The organism is Photobacterium sp. R1 (assembly GCF_054600795.1).
This window is the reverse complement of the sequence record NZ_BAAHZP010000011.1, coordinates 108,471-127,051: the sequence shown is the minus strand read 5'-3', so window position 1 is coordinate 127,051 and position 18,581 is coordinate 108,471. Positions and strand designations below refer to the sequence as shown.

Annotated in this window: 12 protein-coding genes; 3 read left to right on the top strand and 9 right to left on the bottom strand. The window is 52.9% G+C overall.

What is annotated here, in order from left to right:
• Positions 1-29: 29 nt before the first annotated feature.
• Complete coding sequence (locus ACYP03_RS17785) at positions 30-368, bottom strand: P-II family nitrogen regulator (RefSeq protein WP_027253649.1); 339 nt, start codon at positions 366-368, stop codon at positions 30-32.
• Positions 369-562: 194 nt separating this feature from the next.
• Positions 563-931: a YacL family protein gene (locus ACYP03_RS17780; protein WP_248143947.1), complete on the bottom strand. Its 369-nt coding sequence runs from the start codon at positions 929-931 to the stop codon at positions 563-565.
• Positions 932-1,129: 198 nt separating this feature from the next.
• Between ACYP03_RS17780 and ACYP03_RS17775 the strand changes: the two genes are divergently transcribed.
• On the top strand, positions 1,130-2,299 hold the full coding sequence (locus ACYP03_RS17775; protein ID WP_459781366.1) for a glycerate kinase: 1,170 nt from the start codon (positions 1,130-1,132) through the stop codon (positions 2,297-2,299).
• A 65-nt stretch (positions 2,300-2,364) separates the two neighbouring features.
• Here the strand turns inward: ACYP03_RS17775 and acnB are convergent, their stop codons facing one another.
• Together acnB and ACYP03_RS17765 are read right to left on the bottom strand one after the other, a co-directional pair.
• On the bottom strand, positions 2,365-4,962 hold the full coding sequence (acnB, locus tag ACYP03_RS17770) for a bifunctional aconitate hydratase 2/2-methylisocitrate dehydratase (RefSeq protein WP_459781402.1): 2,598 nt from the start codon (positions 4,960-4,962) through the stop codon (positions 2,365-2,367).
• A gap of 215 nt (positions 4,963-5,177) precedes the next feature.
• A complete protein-coding gene (locus ACYP03_RS17765) occupies positions 5,178-7,454 on the bottom strand; it encodes a patatin-like phospholipase family protein (RefSeq protein ID WP_248143945.1) in 2,277 nt (758 codons plus the stop codon).
• Positions 7,455-7,552: 98 nt separating this feature from the next.
• Between ACYP03_RS17765 and ACYP03_RS17760 the strand changes: the two genes are divergently transcribed.
• Positions 7,553-9,466 carry a methyl-accepting chemotaxis protein gene (locus ACYP03_RS17760; RefSeq protein WP_459781364.1) on the top strand — a complete coding sequence of 638 codons (1,914 nt, stop codon included), beginning with the start codon at positions 7,553-7,555 and terminating at the stop codon, positions 9,464-9,466.
• A 126-nt stretch (positions 9,467-9,592) separates the two neighbouring features.
• On the opposite strand, the gene lpdA is transcribed toward ACYP03_RS17760, so the two are convergent.
• The 5 genes from lpdA to ampD all read right to left on the bottom strand — a co-directional run bounded on the left by lpdA (position 9,593) and on the right by ampD (position 17,518).
• Positions 9,593-11,017 (bottom strand): dihydrolipoyl dehydrogenase, encoded by a 1,425-nt coding sequence (lpdA, locus tag ACYP03_RS17755; protein WP_459781362.1) that lies wholly within the window; start codon positions 11,015-11,017, stop codon positions 9,593-9,595.
• 187 nt (positions 11,018-11,204) lie between these two features.
• Positions 11,205-13,085, bottom strand: coding sequence for a pyruvate dehydrogenase complex dihydrolipoyllysine-residue acetyltransferase (aceF, locus tag ACYP03_RS17750; RefSeq protein WP_459781360.1), 1,881 nt, complete (start codon positions 13,083-13,085; stop codon positions 11,205-11,207).
• A 13-nt stretch (positions 13,086-13,098) separates the two neighbouring features.
• Positions 13,099-15,762, bottom strand: coding sequence for a pyruvate dehydrogenase (acetyl-transferring), homodimeric type (gene aceE / locus ACYP03_RS17745; protein ID WP_248143941.1), 2,664 nt, complete (start codon positions 15,760-15,762; stop codon positions 13,099-13,101).
• Positions 15,763-15,866: 104 nt separating this feature from the next.
• Positions 15,867-16,640 (bottom strand): pyruvate dehydrogenase complex transcriptional repressor PdhR, encoded by a 774-nt coding sequence (gene pdhR / locus ACYP03_RS17740; protein ID WP_248143940.1) that lies wholly within the window; start codon positions 16,638-16,640, stop codon positions 15,867-15,869.
• A gap of 323 nt (positions 16,641-16,963) precedes the next feature.
• Positions 16,964-17,518, bottom strand: coding sequence for a 1,6-anhydro-N-acetylmuramyl-L-alanine amidase AmpD (gene ampD / locus ACYP03_RS17735; RefSeq protein ID WP_459781359.1), 555 nt, complete (start codon positions 17,516-17,518; stop codon positions 16,964-16,966).
• A gap of 151 nt (positions 17,519-17,669) precedes the next feature.
• On the opposite strand from ampD, the gene nadC reads away from it, so the two are divergent.
• Complete coding sequence (nadC, locus tag ACYP03_RS17730; RefSeq protein ID WP_459781357.1) at positions 17,670-18,566, top strand: carboxylating nicotinate-nucleotide diphosphorylase; 897 nt, start codon at positions 17,670-17,672, stop codon at positions 18,564-18,566.
• Positions 18,567-18,581 lie beyond the last annotated feature (15 nt).

Below are 18,581 nucleotides of genomic sequence, written 5' to 3'. Positions count from 1 at the left end.
GGTCATCATCCTCTTATCACATCTTGTTGTTATAATGCTTCGGCATCTGTCTCACCGGTACGGATCCGTACCGCGTGGTCCAGGTCATAAACAAAAATCTTACCGTCACCGATTTTGCCCGTGTGTGCAGCCTTGGTGATTGCCTCAAGAATGATGTCGAGGTTCTCAGCCTGCGTGGCAATCTCCAGTTTGACTTTTGGCAGGAAGTCGACCTGGTATTCCGCACCACGGTACAGCTCGGTGTGTCCCTTCTGACGGCCAAATCCCTTAACCTCAGAAACCGTCATCCCCTCGACGCCGACATCTGCCAGTGCTTCACGAACATCATCCAGCTTGAAAGGTTTGATAATTGCGTTGATGAGTTTCATTAACCTGCTCCTTAAACCTGTGCATCCCTCAGTCAGTACACAGTCAAGTAAACAAGCTTCGTGCCAATTTTTATATCAATTGAAAAACAACAAGTTAAAGAGAAAGAAATCAAATTGCACAAAAAAGCCGCACCATCGTGGTGCGGCTGATTCCCCGAAAAGAAGCAAGTCTCTGCTTCTCTCAGCCGGAAGGGCTACCGGCCGGCGATAAATGCACGCCAAGCATGCAAAACCTGCTCAAGATCTTCAAAGCCGCAACAGGACACTGCTTCGTCATCATAATGGCTCATGTCTTCGTCCAGTTCGTCTTCCGTATTGAAAAACAGGTAGTTGGCTTGAACGATCGCTTCATTATCCTGCAGGTTCAGCGACATTTCTTCCCCGGACAGCTGCCACTCTCTCGTGGTGCCCTTGAGTGCACCAAGATGAGTCAGGATCAGGCTGATCTTCGCCTCGTCATCCTGAACCTCTTCCACCAGCCAGCGTCCCAGGGCCTCATGTCCCATGGAAAAAACGGCATGATAGCTGCCATCCAGCATATTTTTCTTAAACTCGTAATCCATACCTGCCCTACTCTTGTTCTTTTCGCCACCAGGCGGTTTGTCGATTGATCATTTGCTCGATAGACTGAATGCAAAAGGCATCATCACAGCCTGGCATCGCAGTGCGTGCTGAAAGCAGGCGCGCACCATGTCAGGAACTCAGACAAATTGCAACCAGCTTCCTCCCATGCCTCCGGCAGAAGCTGACAAGGCTTGCTTATGAAAATAATTATTGCGCCGGATTCCTACAAAGAAAGCCTGACGGCGATGGAAGTTGCCGATGCCATTGAGCGCGGCTTTCGGCAGGTCATGCCGGATGCTGACTACCACAAACTGCCGATGGCGGATGGCGGCGAAGGAACCGTCCGGTCACTGGTGGATGCGACCGGCGGGCAAATCATCCATCAGCACGTCACCGGGCCACTGGGCAATCAGGTCGAGGCATTTTACGGCTTGCTGGGGGACGGCAAAACGGCAGTCATCGAGATGGCTGCCGCATCAGGGCTGCACCTCGTGCCCATGCATGAACGCAACCCGCTACTGACCACCAGTTACGGTACTGGCGAGCTGATCAAAGCAACCCTGGAACAACATATTGAGCACCTCATCATTGGTATCGGCGGGAGTGCAACCAATGACGGCGGTGCCGGAATGCTGCAGGCGCTGGGAGTCCGGTGTCTCGATCAGCACGGGCAGGAAATTGGCCGTGGCGGTGGCGCCCTCTCAGATCTGACGACCATCGACGTCTCAGGACTGGATCCCCGGCTGACAGCGCTCAGACTGGAAGTTGCCTGTGATGTCGACAACCCGCTCTGCGGCGCCCATGGAGCCTCCGCCATATTTGGTCCGCAAAAAGGCGCAACGCCAGCCATGGTCGGGCAACTCGACCGGAACCTGTCTCACTTTGCTGGCTTGCTCAGCCGCCAGCTTGGCCGTGATATCGGGCACACTCCCGGCGCTGGTGCAGCGGGCGGAATGGGCGCCGCGCTGCTTGCTGTACTCGGTGCAACGTTGCGTCCCGGTATTGAGATTGTGATGGACGCCGTCCGGCTGGACGACGCCATCGCCGATGCCGACCTGGTGATTACCGGTGAAGGCCGGATCGACAGTCAGAGTATTCACGGGAAAACGCCCGTGGGTTTGGCACGGGCTGCAAAGCGCTTCGGATTACCGGTCATTGGGATCGCCGGTAGTTTGTCTGAAGACTGCAGTGTAGTTCACGACCAGGGCATTGATGCTGTGTTCAGCATCGTCAACCGGGCCTGCGATCTGGATGAGGCACTGGCGCAAGGTGCTGCCAACCTTGAGCTGACAGCACGCAACATCGCCGCTTTGCTCACCATGGGCGGTCAGCTGAAAGACAGGCATCATCTCCATAAAGACGGATAAAAAAACAGAACTAAAAAAGGGAGCCATCGGCTCCCTTTCAATTTACATGTTGTCAGCAGACCGGATTACACCGCCGCCTGAACAATCACATCATCAGCACGTTTGGTGTACTGATCCATGCGGTGGAAGTTCAGATAACGGTATGTATCTGCTGCCGTTGCATTGATTTGCTTCGCGTACTCCAGATACTCATCCAGCGTCGGAATACGCCCCAGAATTGCACCCACAGCAGCCAGTTCAGCAGATGACAGGAAGACATTCGCGCCCGTACCCAGACGGTTCGGGAAGTTACGGGTCGACGTTGACATCACGGTCGCTTTGTCAGCAACACGCGCCTGGTTACCCATACACAGAGAACATCCCGGCGTTTCAATCCGTACCCCGGCACGGCCGAAGATGCCGTAGTAACCTTCTTCAGTCAGCTGGTCACGGTCCATCTTCGTTGGCGGTGCAACCCACATCCGGGTGCTCAATTGGCCACCGAATTTATCCAGCAGCTTACCGGCAGCACGGAAGTGACCGATGTTGGTCATACAGGAACCAATGAAGACTTCATCAATTGCTGTGCCCTGAACATCAGACAGCAGACGTGCATCATCCGGATCGTTTGGCGCACACAGAATCGGCTCTTTGATCTCAGCCAGATCGATTTCGATCACATGCGCGTAATCTGCATCTGTATCGGCTTCCATCAGTGACGGGTTCGCCAGCCACTCCTGCATCGCAGTGATACGACGCTCGATGGTACGACGATCACCGTAACCTTCAGCGATCATCCACTTCAGCATCACGATGTTCGATTCCAGGTACTCTGCCACAGAAGCCTGAGACAGTTTCACGGTACAACCCGCAGCACTGCGCTCAGCAGACGCATCAGACAGTTCAAACGCCTGCTCCACCGTCAGGTGCTCAACACCTTCGATTTCCAGGATACGACCAGAGAATTCGTTGATCTTACCGGCTTTCTCCACGGTCAGCAGACCTTGTTTGATCGCGTAGTAAGGAATCGCATGAACCAGATCACGCAGGGTAATACCTTCCTGCATGTCGCCTTTGAAGCGAACCAGAATGGATTCAGGCATATCCAGCGGCATGACACCTGTCGCCGCAGCGAAAGCAACCAGACCAGAACCAGCCGGGAAAGAAATACCCAGCGGGAAGCGTGTATGCGAGTCACCACCGGTACCGACGGTATCAGGCAGCAGCATACGGTTCAGCCAGGAGTGGATCACGCCGTCACCCGGACGTAGCGAGACACCGCCGCGGTTCATGATGAAATCAGGCAGGGTATGGTGCGTGTTCACATCCACCGGCTTCGGATAGGCCGAGGTGTGACAGAATGATTGCATGGTCAGGTCAGCCGAGAAACCCAGACATGCCAGATCTTTCAGCTCATCTCGGGTCATCGGGCCTGTGGTGTCCTGAGAGCCCACAGTCGTCATCTTCGGCTCACAGTATGTGCCGGGACGGATACCGTCGACGCCACATGCCTTACCCACCATCTTCTGGGCCAGCGTATAACCTTTACCAGTATCGGCAACAGGCTGCGGACGACGGAAGACTTTCGATGCTTCCAGACCCAGAGATTCACGGGCACGGTCCGTCAGACCACGACCGATAATCAGAGGAATCCGGCCACCGGCGCGGACTTCGTCAATCAGAACGTCTGTTTTCAGCTTGAAAGTCGACACAACTTCGTCGCTGCCGTGACGGCGGACTTCACCTTTGAACGGGTAAACATCAATCACGTCACCCATGTTCAGGGCAGTCACGTCCACTTCGATTGGCAGTGCACCTGCATCTTCCATGGTATTGAAGAAGATTGGCGCAATCTTACCGCCCAGGACATAACCACCGGCGCGTTTGTTCGGAACATGCGGAATGTCATCACCCATGAACCACAGCACGGAGTTTGTCGCAGACTTACGGGAAGAACCTGTACCCACAACATCACCAACATAAACCAGTTGATGACCTTTTTCTTTCAGGGCCTCAATTTGCTTCATCGGACCAATGCTGCCAGCCTGATCCGGTTCAATACCGTCACGCTCATTTTTCAGCATGGCCAGCGCATGCAGCGGGATATCCGGACGAGACCATGCATCCGGTGCCGGAGACAGGTCATCGGTGTTCGTTTCACCTGTGACTTTAAAGACAGTCAGGGTGATTTTTTCAGCCAGTTCAGGCTTAGACAGGAACCACTCTGCATCAGCCCAGGACTGCAGCACCTGTTTGGCAAACTCATTGCCGGCTTTTGCTTTCTCTTCAACATCATAGAAAGCATCAAACATCAGCAGGGTGTGAGACAGGGCCTTCACGGCAATCGGAGCCAGCGCGGCGTCATCCAGCAGGCTGACCAGCGGCTCAATATTATAACCACCTTGCATGGTGCCCAGCAGTTCAGCGGCTCTTTCTTTGCTGACGATAGGGGAAGAGGCTTCACCTTTGGTAATCGCTGCCAGGAAACCGGCTTTCACATATGCTGCCTCATCCACACCCGGCGGGATGCGGTTTTCCAGCAGATCAATCAGGACGGCTTCTTCGCCTGCAGGGGGATTTTTCAGCAGCTCAACCAGAGCAGCAGTTTGCTCGGCGTCCAGAGGCTTGGGAACAACCCCTTCGGCAGCACGCTCTTCGACGTGTTTACGGTAGGCTTCAAGCACGACATATTCCTCTTTTTTCGGTTTAACCAACCGGTTAAACATCCTTGGAAGTGATTGCCCTCTCCGGTTTTCTCGCACGCATTATGCTTGATTTGATTCAGACCTTTGTGGCGTGCAGGAGAGACCAAAACCGGTTACGGAGCATACCATTTTTAACTAAAAATTAAAATCGGACGGACTTTTACAACATTCACAAAACATGAAAAATCCGCTTCTTACAACTCTCCTCCAAAGAATAAATAAAATGAACTCAGATCTTCTTCGGTCTGACCATAAGCCAGAATGAATGGCCCGAATGGTGTTGTAATTCCGGTAAAAATACTCCCGGCATAATAGCCCGGAATTTCTGAGGCTGAGAGATCCGGGTTATTGTACACCCCGCCCCATTCCACAGAGCCCCCCAAATAAATGGACGAATTAAACAAACCAAAGTCGTTATCCATCAGGTGGTAACGATAAACCAATGCTGAGAAAAGCTTATTATTCCCGGACAAACTGTTTTTCGGGATCCCGGATAAATTCAGAAAGCCGCCCAGTTCTTTCGGATCGAGCCGCAGATCTGCGTCGGAGCGGACTTTACCGTACTCCGCCTTACCCATGACTGTATGGCGACCAAAGGTGTAGGCACCTTTCCAGCCAATATCGAAATGCAGTGAGGAATCTGAAAACTTCTCTCCCTTATAGCGAACGCTGTCATCAGACGACGCGACCTCAGCCAGGAAATAGTGCCCGTCTTTGGGCAAGGTAAAATCATCCAGTGTATCCAGATTGTATCTGAGATAAATCCGACGACTGCTGCGTTTCTCACGTCCCAGCTGGAGAATCCCGGGAAACTCAGTCTCCCCGTTGCCAAACAGGTAACCCAGCCTGAATTCCTGCCACAGCGCTGGCTGCCAACCGATCGAACTGTCAATCGACACATCGCTGAAACGGGCAGCTAGGAAATCATCAATCTTTCTCAGGTCCGGTTCCTCACCGGAAACCGTGACATGCGTATTGGTCACGTCATACGCCATCCCCAGCACGGAGAACCATTCCTGATCACTGGTGAAAGGCACATAGAGTTCAGAGGCAATGCGTTTGTCCGAACCATATTCCAGTTCATTCCGCCACTCAGCACCCTTCTCTGACAGTCCGGTTGCCGTCAGCGCCAATCCAATCGAATAGTCCGTGTTATTGGCAAAATCATCTTCCAGAGCAAATCGCATATCAATGAAGTTCGGCCCCCAGCTTTTGGCTTTCACTTCCAGGATCAGAATATGACGGTCATTCCGCCGCACAATGCGGTAATCCACCCGCTCAAACCGGTCCAGCGCATAGAGATCGCGGACACTTTTCTCGAGCTTTTCCGTATTGACTTTCATGCCCGGCTTCAGCTGCAGACGGTCGAGCAACACCGCATCCGCATAATCGCTGTTATTGATCAGCTTAATTTCATCAATCCGCCCTTCTTCCAGAAACTCCAGCTGGCGGCGCGCGGCCTGTTTTTTCTCGATATAGTCCTGATAAATAGTGGCACTTCCCAGGGCCGAGAGCTGAAAACGCTGCGCCTGTACCGTGTGATAGCCGCTGTCAAAGGCTTCGGGCATCCGGTCAAAGTCTGTGGTAGTAATGCCCTGAATATCGGGCCGCAGCAGAAAATCAGCATCCTGCAGCAAGGATTCCTGGCGGGCCGCATTGTCCCGCACCATAAAATCGGTCAGCTGATCCATGACCACCAGATAGTCGGTGAGCTCATCCGCTGTTTTGAAGTCATTGCTGATGTCGACGGCTATCACAACATCCGCTCCCATAGCCTTGACCACCGAAATCGGCAGATTATTGGTGATCCCGCCATCGACCAATAATTTGCCATCGAGTTTTACCGGCGGTAATAACCCCGGTACCGACATACTGGCCTGCATCGACTCCGCCAGATCGCCGCCGGACAAGACAACAGGTTTGAGATGCTCAATATCCGTTGCGACTGCCCGGTAAGGGATCGGCAGCTCATCAAAACTAGCCATCCAGGGCAGATTCCCTGAAGTGGTCCGCAGGATTTCCCCCATTGTCTGCCCCTGAACGAAGCCCCGGGGCACCTTGATTTCCCAGAAAGAAAATCCGAAATCTGTGATGATCTGAAACCGGTCTTCCTGCTGTTTTTCCCGGACCCGGCGTTCACTGCGCTTCACCCGGTCTTCGTAACCGGACGCCCAGTCCACGGTATTCAGAATGGCTTCGATTTCATCTGCACTCATGCCTGAAGCATACAGCCCCCCGACATAAGCCCCCATGCTGGTTCCGACGATGTAGTCCACCGGTATCTGCATTTCTTCCAGTGCTTTGAGCACGCCAACATGGGCTGCGCCTTTTGCGCCACCGCCGCCCAGCACCAGCCCGACCTTGATCCGCTCAGCATTTTTTTGCTCTGCAAGCACTAAAGTTGATGGAAATACTGCCGATATCACAAGAAATAATGCAAAAAACCGTAACATCCTTTTTTGAAACACCATTTTGATCACGCGGTCGGCCTCCCAAAGGCTGACCTGAAAACACAACTAATCCGCACACTTATACCGCAGATACACCGGTAGCAACAGAGAATTGATGCATGAATATCAAGCACCTTTCCATCAGACAAAAACTTACACTCGCGATGAGTATCGCCGTGATCGCGTCCTGTGCCCTGGTTGGCTACCTCAGCCTGAGCAAGTCGCAGGATATTATTCAGACGCGCCTGCTCAATACTGAGCTGCCGACACGGCTGACACAATTTCGTGACAAGGTCGAATCCGAAGTCAAACAATTGCAAAATGCCAGCCAGCAACTGGCTTCCAATACGGCGACGTTGAAACTGCTGGATCAACCCGTCAGTGCGGCCGATGACCAGCAGCTGATTGAACAGCTGAACACCCTGAAAGCGCAATATGGCCTGAATGATGCGTCCATTGCAAACCGCCAGACCGGTGATTACTGGAACCAGAATGGTTTCCTGCGACGCCTGAATCCCGCTCAGGATAGCTGGTTCTTCGGCTTCCGTGACAGCAACAAGTCAAGAATGGTTCAGGTCTTCCGGGAAGCGAACGGTGAGCTGAAGCTCTTTGTCAATTACCAGCAGACCAACGGCAAAGGCATGGCGGGCTTTTCCCGCTCCTTCAATGACATGGCCAACCTGCTGTCGCAATTCAAACTGGAAAAAAGCGGTTTTGTGGTCCTGACCGATGCACAGGGTGTGATCCAGTTGGATCCCAACACCCGTAATCCGGACAAATCCCGTCTGATCGACCGCTTCGGCCCGGACAGCCGGGTTCTGCTGGAAAAAACACCGTTTAACCTGTTTACCACAGAATATCAGGGAGAGAGCCTGCTGCTGGCTTCCAGCTATATTCCGTCCATCGACTGGTTCCTGATTGCTCAGGTCCCTGAGAAAGAAGTCTTCGCCCAGCTGGCGGAAACCAGCCAGCACGTCATGCTGCTGGTCGTACTGACAACCCTGGCGTTTATCGCACTGGCCATCTATCTGAGCCATACCATCACCGGACCGATTCAGCAGGCCGCTGAAACCTTCCGTGAACTCGGAGAAGGCGATGGTGACCTGCGCCGCCGTATCCCGGTGTCCGGCAAGGATGAAATGGCGCAACTGGCCGAAGGCTTCAATGCCTTTGCCAATAAGATCCATACCCTGGTGGCCGATGTTGCAGCCACGGGAACCGAACTGCGGGTTGCCGCAGAAGACGTTTCCACGCACGCACAAACCACCCTGTCTCACAGCCAGAATCAGCGTGACCGCACCCTGCAGGTGGCAACCGCCATCAATGAAATGGGAGCAACAGTCAATGAAATCGCAGGCAATGCAGCCTTTGCGGCTGATTCAGCCTCGCAGGCAACCTCTGCCACCAGCAATGGTCAGCAAGTGGTTCTGAGTGCTCAGGACAGCATCGAACAGCTGGCCGCTGATATGAACAACATGGCCCGGGTCATCAGCGATCTGGCCGATAACACGGTTGCGATCGGCGGTATTCTGGAAGTGATCCGCGGGGTATCTGAGCAAACCAACCTGCTGGCGCTCAATGCCGCCATTGAAGCCGCCCGTGCCGGAGAACAGGGCCGCGGCTTTGCGGTTGTGGCAGAAGAAGTCCGTAACTTAGCCAGCCGGACTGCGAAATCCACCGATGAGATTCAGACCATGATCGACCGTCTGCAGCAGGAAGCCCAGAATGCGGTCAATGCCATGCAGAGCAGTCAGCAGCTGACGGAAGCCGGCACCCAGGCTGCGGATGATGCCACCAAGGCCCTGCAATTGATCAATGAACAGATCCTGCAGATATCCGATCTCAACACCCAGGTCGCCACAGCGACAGAAGAACAGTCCACTGTGGTCAGCGACATCAACGTGAATATTGAAGAGATCAACGAGAATACCCAGCGTACCTCAGAAACCGCCAATCAGATGGTTTCTTCCAGCCAGAACCTGCATGCGCTGTCGGTCCGTCTGGAACGCATGGTCAGCAGCTTCAAACAATAATCAAGGCAGCCCCGCCGCGATGGCGGGGAAATCAGACCGGACAGACACCATGTTGTGGGCAGGTCACAGAAAACAAAAAAGCGCCTTGATAGGCGCTTTTTTCATGCTTTCAGAAAAGGTAATGACTTACTTTTTCTTCTTCGCTTTTGCGTTTGGCAGGTCAGTGATCGAACCTTCGAACACTTCAGCAGCCAGACCCACAGACTCATGCAGCGTCGGGTGAGCGTGGATGGTCAGCGCGATGTCTTCAGCATCACAGCCCATCTCGATCGCCAGACCGATTTCGCCCAGCAGCTCACCACCGTTGGTACCCACAATTGCACCACCGATCACGCGGTTGGTGTCTTTGTCGAAGATCATCTTCGTCATACCGTCGGCACAGTCAGAAGCAATCGCACGGCCAGAGGCTGCCCATGGGAAGGTTGCAACTTCGTAGTTGATGCCTTCTGCTTTCGCTTCTTTCTCAGTCTGACCAACCCAAGCCACTTCTGGCTCAGTGTAAGCAATTGAAGGAATCACTTTCGGATCGAAGTAGTGTTTCTTACCGGCAATGACTTCTGCAGCCACGTGACCTTCGTGAACACCTTTGTGCGCCAGCATTGGCTGACCCACAACATCACCGATCGCGAAGATGTGTGGTACGTTAGTACGCATTTGCTTGTCAGTGTTGATGAAGCCACGCTCATCAACGGCAACGCCAGCTTTCTCAGCGTCGATCAGCTTACCGTTTGGTGTACGGCCGATCGCAACCAGAACCGCATCATAACGAACAGGCTCAGCAGGTGCTTTCTTGCCTTCCATTGATACGTAGATACCGTCTTCCTTCGCTTCAACCGCAGTCACTTTGGTTTCCAGCATCAGGTTGAACTTCTTGCTGATACGCTTGGTGAAGACTTTGATGATGTCTTTGTCTGCCGCAGGAATCACCTGGTCAAACATTTCAACCACATCGATCTGAGAGCCCAGTGCGTCATACACAGTCCCCATTTCCAGACCGATGATACCGCCGCCCATCACCAGCAGTTTTTCAGGAACTTCTTTCAGTTCCAGCGCATCAGTAGAATCCCAGATACGTGGGTCTTCATGCGGGATAAATGGCAGTTCGATCGGACGAGAACCCGCAGCGATAATCGCGTTATCGAAGTTCACTGTGGTGGTTTCTTCGCCTTCAACAACGATGGTGTTCGGGCCGGTAAATTTACCGTAACCGTTCACTACCGTTACTTTACGCATTTTCGCCATACCACCCAGACCGCCAGTCAGCTGGTTGATGACTTTTTCTTTCCAGATGCGGATCTTGTTGATATCGGTTTGCGGCTCACCGAAGACCACGCCGTGCTCGGCCATGGCTTTCGCTTCTTCGATGACTTTCGCCACGTGCAGCAGTGCTTTCGATGGGATACAACCCACGTTCAGACACACGCCACCCAGAGTGCTGTATTTTTCAATCAGAACCGTTTCCAGACCTAAGTCTGCGCAACGGAAAGCGGCAGAGTAACCGGCAGGACCTGAGCCTAGAACTACGACCTGGGCTTTAATTTCTTTACTCATTATTGACCTCGTTGTAAGTCATCTATCCCTAAACTGGCTGTAAGGCAGAATGCGTTATATTTTTATTTTCAGACCGCGCAACAGTTTACAGACCTGTTATCAACCTGAAAAGGAAAATGGCATTCCCTGTGAGCCAGGCAACAATTCCTTGCCCGTTTATCGGGCAAGGAATCTCGGGTCACACCTATTACAGCACCAGTCGACGAATGTCAGACAGCATGCCGTTCAGGTAAGTAATGAAGCGTGCACCTTCGGCACCGTCGATCACACGGTGATCGTAAGACAGTGACAATGGCAGCATCAGGCGAGGTTCAAAGTCCTTGCCGTTCCATACTGGTTTCATCTCAGACTTAGACACGCCCAGGATGCCCACTTCCGGTGCATTCACGATTGGTGTGAATGCAGTACCACCCAGGCCACCCAGGCTTGAGATGGTGAAGCAGCCGCCCTGCATGTCAGATGCAGTCAGTTTACCGGCACGCGCTTTCTTAGAAATAACCATCAGTTCTTCAGACAGCTCGTAGATACCTTTCTTGTTCACATCTTTGAACACAGGTACAACCAGACCGTTTGGCGTGTCAACCGCGATACCGATGTTGACGTATTTCTTCAGGATCAGGCTCTCACCATCTTCAGACAGAGAAGAATTGAACGCAGGGAAGGCTTCCAGCGTCTTCGCAACTGCTTTCATGATGAACACCAGCGGGGTGATCTTCATGCCTGAATCTTTCTTCGCTTCGATCGCGTTCTGCTCTTTACGGAATGCTTCCAGTGCAGTGATATCAGCATCATCCCACTGAGTCACGTGCGGAATCATCACCCAGTTACGGTGCAGGTTCGCGCCAGAGATCTTCTTAATGCGAGACAGAGGCTTCACTTCGGTTTCACCGAACTTGCTGAAATCAACTTTCGGCCAAGGCAGCAGACCCAGAGCCGCACCGTCGCCTTTGCCAGATGCCGCAGCACCAGACTCCAGACGCTTCAGCGCTTCTTTCACATAGTTCTGAACGTCTTCTTTCAGAACGCGGTTCTTACGGCCAGTGCCTTTCACTTTCGCCAGGTTCACGCCAAACTCGCGTGCCAGACGACGAACAACCGGAGACGCGTGTGCGTATTCGTTGTTTTCAACGAAATCGCCGGTCGCTGCAGGGGCTTCAGCTTTTGCTGCCGGAGCCGGAGCTGCTGCCGGGGCTGCCGCCGGAGCCACTGCCTGAGGTGCCGCAGCCGGTGCTGCACCTGCTACTTCGAAGACCATGATCAGAGAGCCGGTAGACACTTTGTCACCCGTCGCGATCTTGATTTCTTTTACTTTACCAGCGAATGGTGCTGGTACTTCCATCGAAGCTTTGTCGCCTTCCACAGTGATCAGAGATTGCTCTTCTGTCACCATGTCGCCAACTGCAACCATGATTTCAGTGACTTCAACTTCGTCGCCACCGATATCCGGTACGTTCACTTCTTTGTCAGCCGCTGCCGCAGGAGCTGCTGCTGGCGCTTCAACTGCTGCAGGAGCCGCTGCCGGAGCACCTGAACCTGCTACTTCGAAGACCATGATCAGAGAGCCGGTAGACACTTTGTCACCCGCAGCAACTTTGATTTCTTTCAGAACGCCAGCGAATGGTGCTGGTACTTCCATCGAAGCCTTGTCGCCTTCCACAGTGATCAGTGACTGCTCTTCTGCGATGCTGTCGCCGACAGCAACCATGATTTCAGTCACTTCAACTTCGTCACCGCCGATATCCGGCACATGAACTTCTTTCAGTTCTGCTGCTGCCGGAGCCGCTGCAGGTGCTGGCGCCGCTTCAGCTGCAGGCGCTGGTGCAGCCGCTGCTGCACCTTCCGCTTCGAAAATCATGATCAAAGAACCGGTCGACACTTTGTCGCCTTCCGCTACTTTGATTTCTTTCACGATACCCGCCTGAGAAGCCGGTACTTCCATAGAAGCTTTGTCACCTTCTACGGTGATCAGCGACTGTTCTTCTTCGACCTTGTCACCAACGCTGACCAGGATCTCAGTTACTTCAACCTCATCAGCACCGATGTCAGGTACATTAATTTCGATTGCCATTATTTATTGCCTCTTACGCGAATAGCGGGTTGATCTTGTCAGCGTCGATGTCGAATTTCTTGATTGCTTCAGCAACTGCAGATTTCTCAACATCACCACGCTTCGCCAGCTCGGTCAGAGCCGCAACAACCACGTAACCAGCGTTCACTTCGAAGTGACGGCGCAGGTTTTCACGGCTGTCAGAACGGCCAAAGCCATCAGTACCCAGAACCTTGTAAGATTCAGCTGGGATGAAGGCACGAACCTGATCCGCGTAGTTCTTCATGTAGTCAGTTGCTGCAATCGCAGGCTCAGTACCCATCACTTCAGCGATGTAAGATACTTTCTGCTCAGCTTCTGGGTGCAGCATGTTGTAACGCTCTGCGTCCTGACCGTCACGGGCCAGTTCGTTAAATGAGGTTACAGAGTAGACGTCAGATGCGATGCCGTAATCGTCGCTCAGGATTTGAGCCGCTTTACGCACTTCGTTCATGATGGTACCGGAGCTCATCAGCTGAACTTTTGATTTATCGCCCGCGTAAGATTCCAGCTTGTAGATACCCTTACGGATACCTTCTTCAGCACCTTCCGGCATTGCTGGCATCGCATAGTTTTCGTTCATCAGCGTCAGGTAGTAGAACACGTTCTCCTGCTCGCCGTACATGCGACGGATACCGTCTTGCATGATGACTGCAACTTCGTATGCGAAAGTCGGATCGTAAGAAATACAGTTCGGGATGGTGTTTGCCATGATGTGGCTGTGACCATCTTCGTGCTGCAGACCTTCACCGTTCAGCGTTGTACGACCCGCAGTTGCACCCAGCAGGAAGCCGCGTGCCTGTTGGTCACCCGCCATCCACGCCATGTCGCCAACACGCTGGAAGCCGAACATCGAGTAGTAGATGTAGAACGGAATCATTGGCAGGTCGTTGGTGCTGTAAGACGTCGCAGCAGCAACCCACGAAGACATCGCACCCAGCTCGTTAATCCCTTCCTGCAGAACCTGACCCGCAGTGTCTTCTTTGTAGTAAGACACGATGTCACGGTCTTGCGGCGTATAGTTCTGGCCGTGCGGGTTGTAGATACCGATTTGACGGAACAGACCTTCCATACCGAAAGTACGTGCTTCGTCAGCAATGATAGGAACGATGTTCTTACCAATGTTCTTATTCTTCAGCAGCACGTTCAGCGCACGTACGAAGCCCATCGTGGTTGAGATATCACGCTTCTGCTCTTCCAGCAGTGGTTTGAACTCTTCCAGCTCAGGAGATACGAATTCGCCAGTGAAGTTTGGCAGACGCTTCGGCGTGTAGCCGTGCAGCGCCTGACGACGGGCGTGCAGGTATTCGAATTCTTTCGAACCTTCTTCCAGCTTCAGGTAAGGCAGGCCCTTCACGGCTTCGTCAGAAACCAGGTCTTGCAGACCCAGGCGGTCACGCAGGTGCAGAACATGTGTCATGTCCATTTTCTTCACCTGGTGCGCAATGTTCTTACCTTCGGCAGCTTCACCCATACCATAACCTTTGACGGTCTTGGCCAGGATCACAGTTGGCTTGCCTTTGGTGTCTTGCGCGTTCTTGAACGCAGCGTACAGTTTAGAAGACTCGTGACCACCACGCTTCAGTGCAAACACTTCGTCGTCAGTCATGTCAGCAACCAGGGCTGCAGTCTCTGGGTATTTACCGAAGAAATGCTCACGAACGTAGGCACCATCTTTCGCTTTGAAAGTCTGGTAGTCACCGTCGATGGTTTCGTTCATCAGCTGCAGCAGTTTACCCGAGGTATCTTTTGCCAGCAGAGAATCCCAGTTGTTACCCCAGATCACTTTCACAACGTTCCAGCCAGCACCCTTGAACAGGCCTTCCAGTTCCTGGATGATCTTGCCGTTACCCATAACCGGGCCGTCCAGACGCTGCAGGTTACAGTTGATCAGGAAGCACAGGTTGTCCAGTTTCTCACGCGCAGCGAAAGAAATGGCACCACGTGATTCCGGCTCATCCATCTCACCGTCGCCCAGGAAGGCGTAAACGCGCTGAGCAGAGGTATCTTTCAGACCACGGCCGTTCAGATACTTCAGGAAACGTGCCTGATAGATAGAAGCGATTGGACCCAGACCCATAGATACAGTCGGGAACTGCCAGAATTCAGGCATCAGTTTCGGGTGCGGATAAGAAGACAGACCTTTGCCGTCCACTTCCTGACGGAAGTTGTCCAGCTGGTCTTCAGTCAGACGACCTTCAACGAAGGCACGGGAGTAGATACCCGGAGAGATGTGACCTTGATAGTAAACCAGGTCGCCACCATCGGTCTCGTTCGATGCGCGGAAGAAGTGGTTAAAGCACACTTCGTAGAAAGCAGCAGAAGACTGGAAAGAAGCCATGTGGCCACCCAGCTCCAGATCTTTCTTAGAAGCACGCAGTACGATCATCACGGCGTTCCAACGGATAATTGCACGAATACGGCGTTCCAGTGTGGTATCACCCGGATAAGCCGGCTCTTGCGCCGAAGGAATGGTATTGATGTAGTTGGTGGTGATGCCAGTCGGCATGTCGACACCATCCAGACGAGCTTTTTCCAGCACTTGCTCCAGCAGGTACTGTGCGCGCTCTACACCTTCTTCACGAACGACGGACTCCAGGGCTGCTAGCCACTCTTGGGTCTCCAGTGCGTCCACGTCATTCTTCATGACTTCAGACATGCGATCTATCCTTTCGTTGATATTCTACAAAACTAGGGTCTTGGGTTTGCCCCTAACAATGTCGCGACTGTTTGATACCGACCTCGGCTTATATGAGGGAGGTATTAATCCAGCCCGTCCTTGCGTTGTTGAATCCTGCGAAGAGAGCGTTCACGTCTGCTGTCTTCCAGAGTTAAATCCAACAATGTTTCCTCGATATAAGCCAAATGTGCATGCGATGCTTCTCGCGCCATTTCCGGCTGACCGGAAACGATCGCATGCACAATGTCGGCTCGGTGCTTGCTCACCTTCTCCACCACCTCAGGGCGACGGTTCAGGAGTTCAAAGTTTTGGTATACGTTTTGCTCCAGCAATGGGGCGAGACTGCGGATAATATGCAGCAGAACCAGATTGTGTGCGGATTCGGTCACCGCAATCAGGTACTGCATCACAGCGGCAGCTTCAGACTTCAGATCCCCTTGTTGCTGGGCTTCCTGTATCCGGCTGTGACAGTCACGGATACGGTCAAAATCATCTTCATTTCCGCGCAGGGCAGCATAGTAAGCGGCCAGCCCTTCCAGGGCGTGGCGTGATTCCAGTAAATCGAGTTGTGTTTCAGGGTGGGCTGCCAGCAAGTCCAGCAGCGGGTCAGAAAAGCTTTGCCATAACTGATCAGAGACAAAGGTACCGCCGCCCTGACGACGGATCAGCAGATGCTTGACTTCTAAGCGTTGAATCGCTTCGCGGACTGACGGACGTGAAACGTCAAACTGCCGCGCTAACTCACGTTCAGGCGGCAGTTGGTGTCCGGGGGACCAGATCCCCTCCAGAATCAGTCGCTCAAGTTCCTGCTCAATGACGTCTGAGAGCTTCGCTTGGCGGATACGCTTATAAGTCATTTATATCGTTCTGCTTCTTGTAATTTTTTATCTTACAACTCGACCCTGCGACCGGTTAATTGGTCATACCAATTTAACTATATACAGAAATTTTACAGAAATAATTGAGGATGTCTACCGACAACTTGATTCAGGTCATGGCCGAAATGGAAGCAAATATTCCCTTTCAGCAGACTGAAAGCCAAAAATTATGGCAACTTTAGACTAGTTTTCCGTGTGTTGCGAACAAGATTCACGGAAAAGGTTAATGGTCAGACCAATTATTTAACATTTTTGTCACAATGGGAAATATGTCACTTTTTGTAAAATACCCCCAAAATTTTTTAAACTTTCAGCGCAGTTTTATAGCGTCTCCAGTCGAAGGCCAGGCCCGGATCAGTTTTCCGGCCGGGTGCGATAAACTCATGACCGGTAATACGAGAACGGGTAATCGCCGGATACGTCTGCATTAAAGTCTGTGTCAGTGCCTTCAGGGCGTCATATTGCTCCGGGGTGTAAGGAAGCGTGTCCGTTCCTTCCAGTTCAATCCCGATCGAGAAATCATTACACTTCTCCCGGCCGCCAAACTCAGACATGCCGGCGTGCCAGGCTCTGGCATTGAAAGGCACAAACTGCACCACTTCCCCATCTCGACGGATCAAACAATGGGCTGAAACCCGCAGCTGATGAATTTCCGCAAAATACGGATGCCCGGCCGGATCCAGGGTACCGGTAAACAACTGCTCGATATACGGCCCGCCAAACTGGCCCGGCGGCAGGCTGATGTTGTGGATCACCAGTAACGAGATATCCTGCTCATCTTCCCGTATATCGCAATGCGAAGAAGGCACCTGCCGCACCTGCTCCAGCCAGTGGTCTTGATTGATGGTAAATGCCATAAGGTTACCTGTGATGTCTCTGTCATTCAGATGCCAAGCATAAAACCTGTTCCCCCTCCCACTCAACCCGAGAATGCCTTCCCCTTGCCAACATCTCACAGTATGATCGGGCTCATTTCGATCTCTGCTTCAGCCATTACGGAAAACGACGATGAGCCCTACGGAACAAAAACACGATTCTGAGTCACGCCTGGCCTACCTGCGTCAGCAACTGCCTGAAGATATTCGACGCAATGTCGCCGATGCCCTGCGTGAAGATCTCGGCGGCGACCTTGATGCCGGCCGCGATATCACAGCCAGCCTGATCCCGGCAGACAGCCAGGGGGAAGCCACCATTATTACCCGAGAACACGGGGTATTTTGTGGCCGCCTGTGGGCCGATGAAGTGTTTCGTCAGTTGGGTGATGAAGTCAGTATCGACTGGCAGGTCAGCGACGGTGATCCGGTTGAACCCAATCAGGTGCTTTGCACTCTTCGTGGCCCGTCCCGGATTCTCCTGACCGGAGAACGGAACGCCATGAACTTCATTCAGACCCTGTCCGGCTGTGCAACTCAGGTCGCGCATTATGCCGCCCTGCTCGACGGCACCGGAACCCGGCTGCTGGATACCCGGAAAACCATTCCCGGCCTGCGCAATGCGCTGAAATATGCCGTGGCCTGCGGCGGTGGTTTTAATCACCGTATCGGTGTATTCGATGCTTATCTGATCAAGGAAAACCACATCATTGCCTGCGGTGGCATTCAACAGGCCGTAGAAACAGCCAAGCAGCTGAACCCGGGCAAACCGGTTGAAGTGGAAACCGAAAGTCTGGATGAACTCAAGCAAGCCATTGAGGCCGGTGCCGACATCGTGATGCTGGACAATTTCACCACCGACATGATGCGTGAAGCCGTAGCACTGAATCAGGGCCGTGTCGCGCTCGAAGTGTCCGGCAATGTGACCGATGAAACCCTGCGTACTTTTGCTGAAACCGGTGTCGACTATATCTCTGTTGGCGCCCTGACCAAGCATGTCCGGGCAATGGATCTGTCGATGCGTTTCAAGTAAGCATTTCAACTCAGC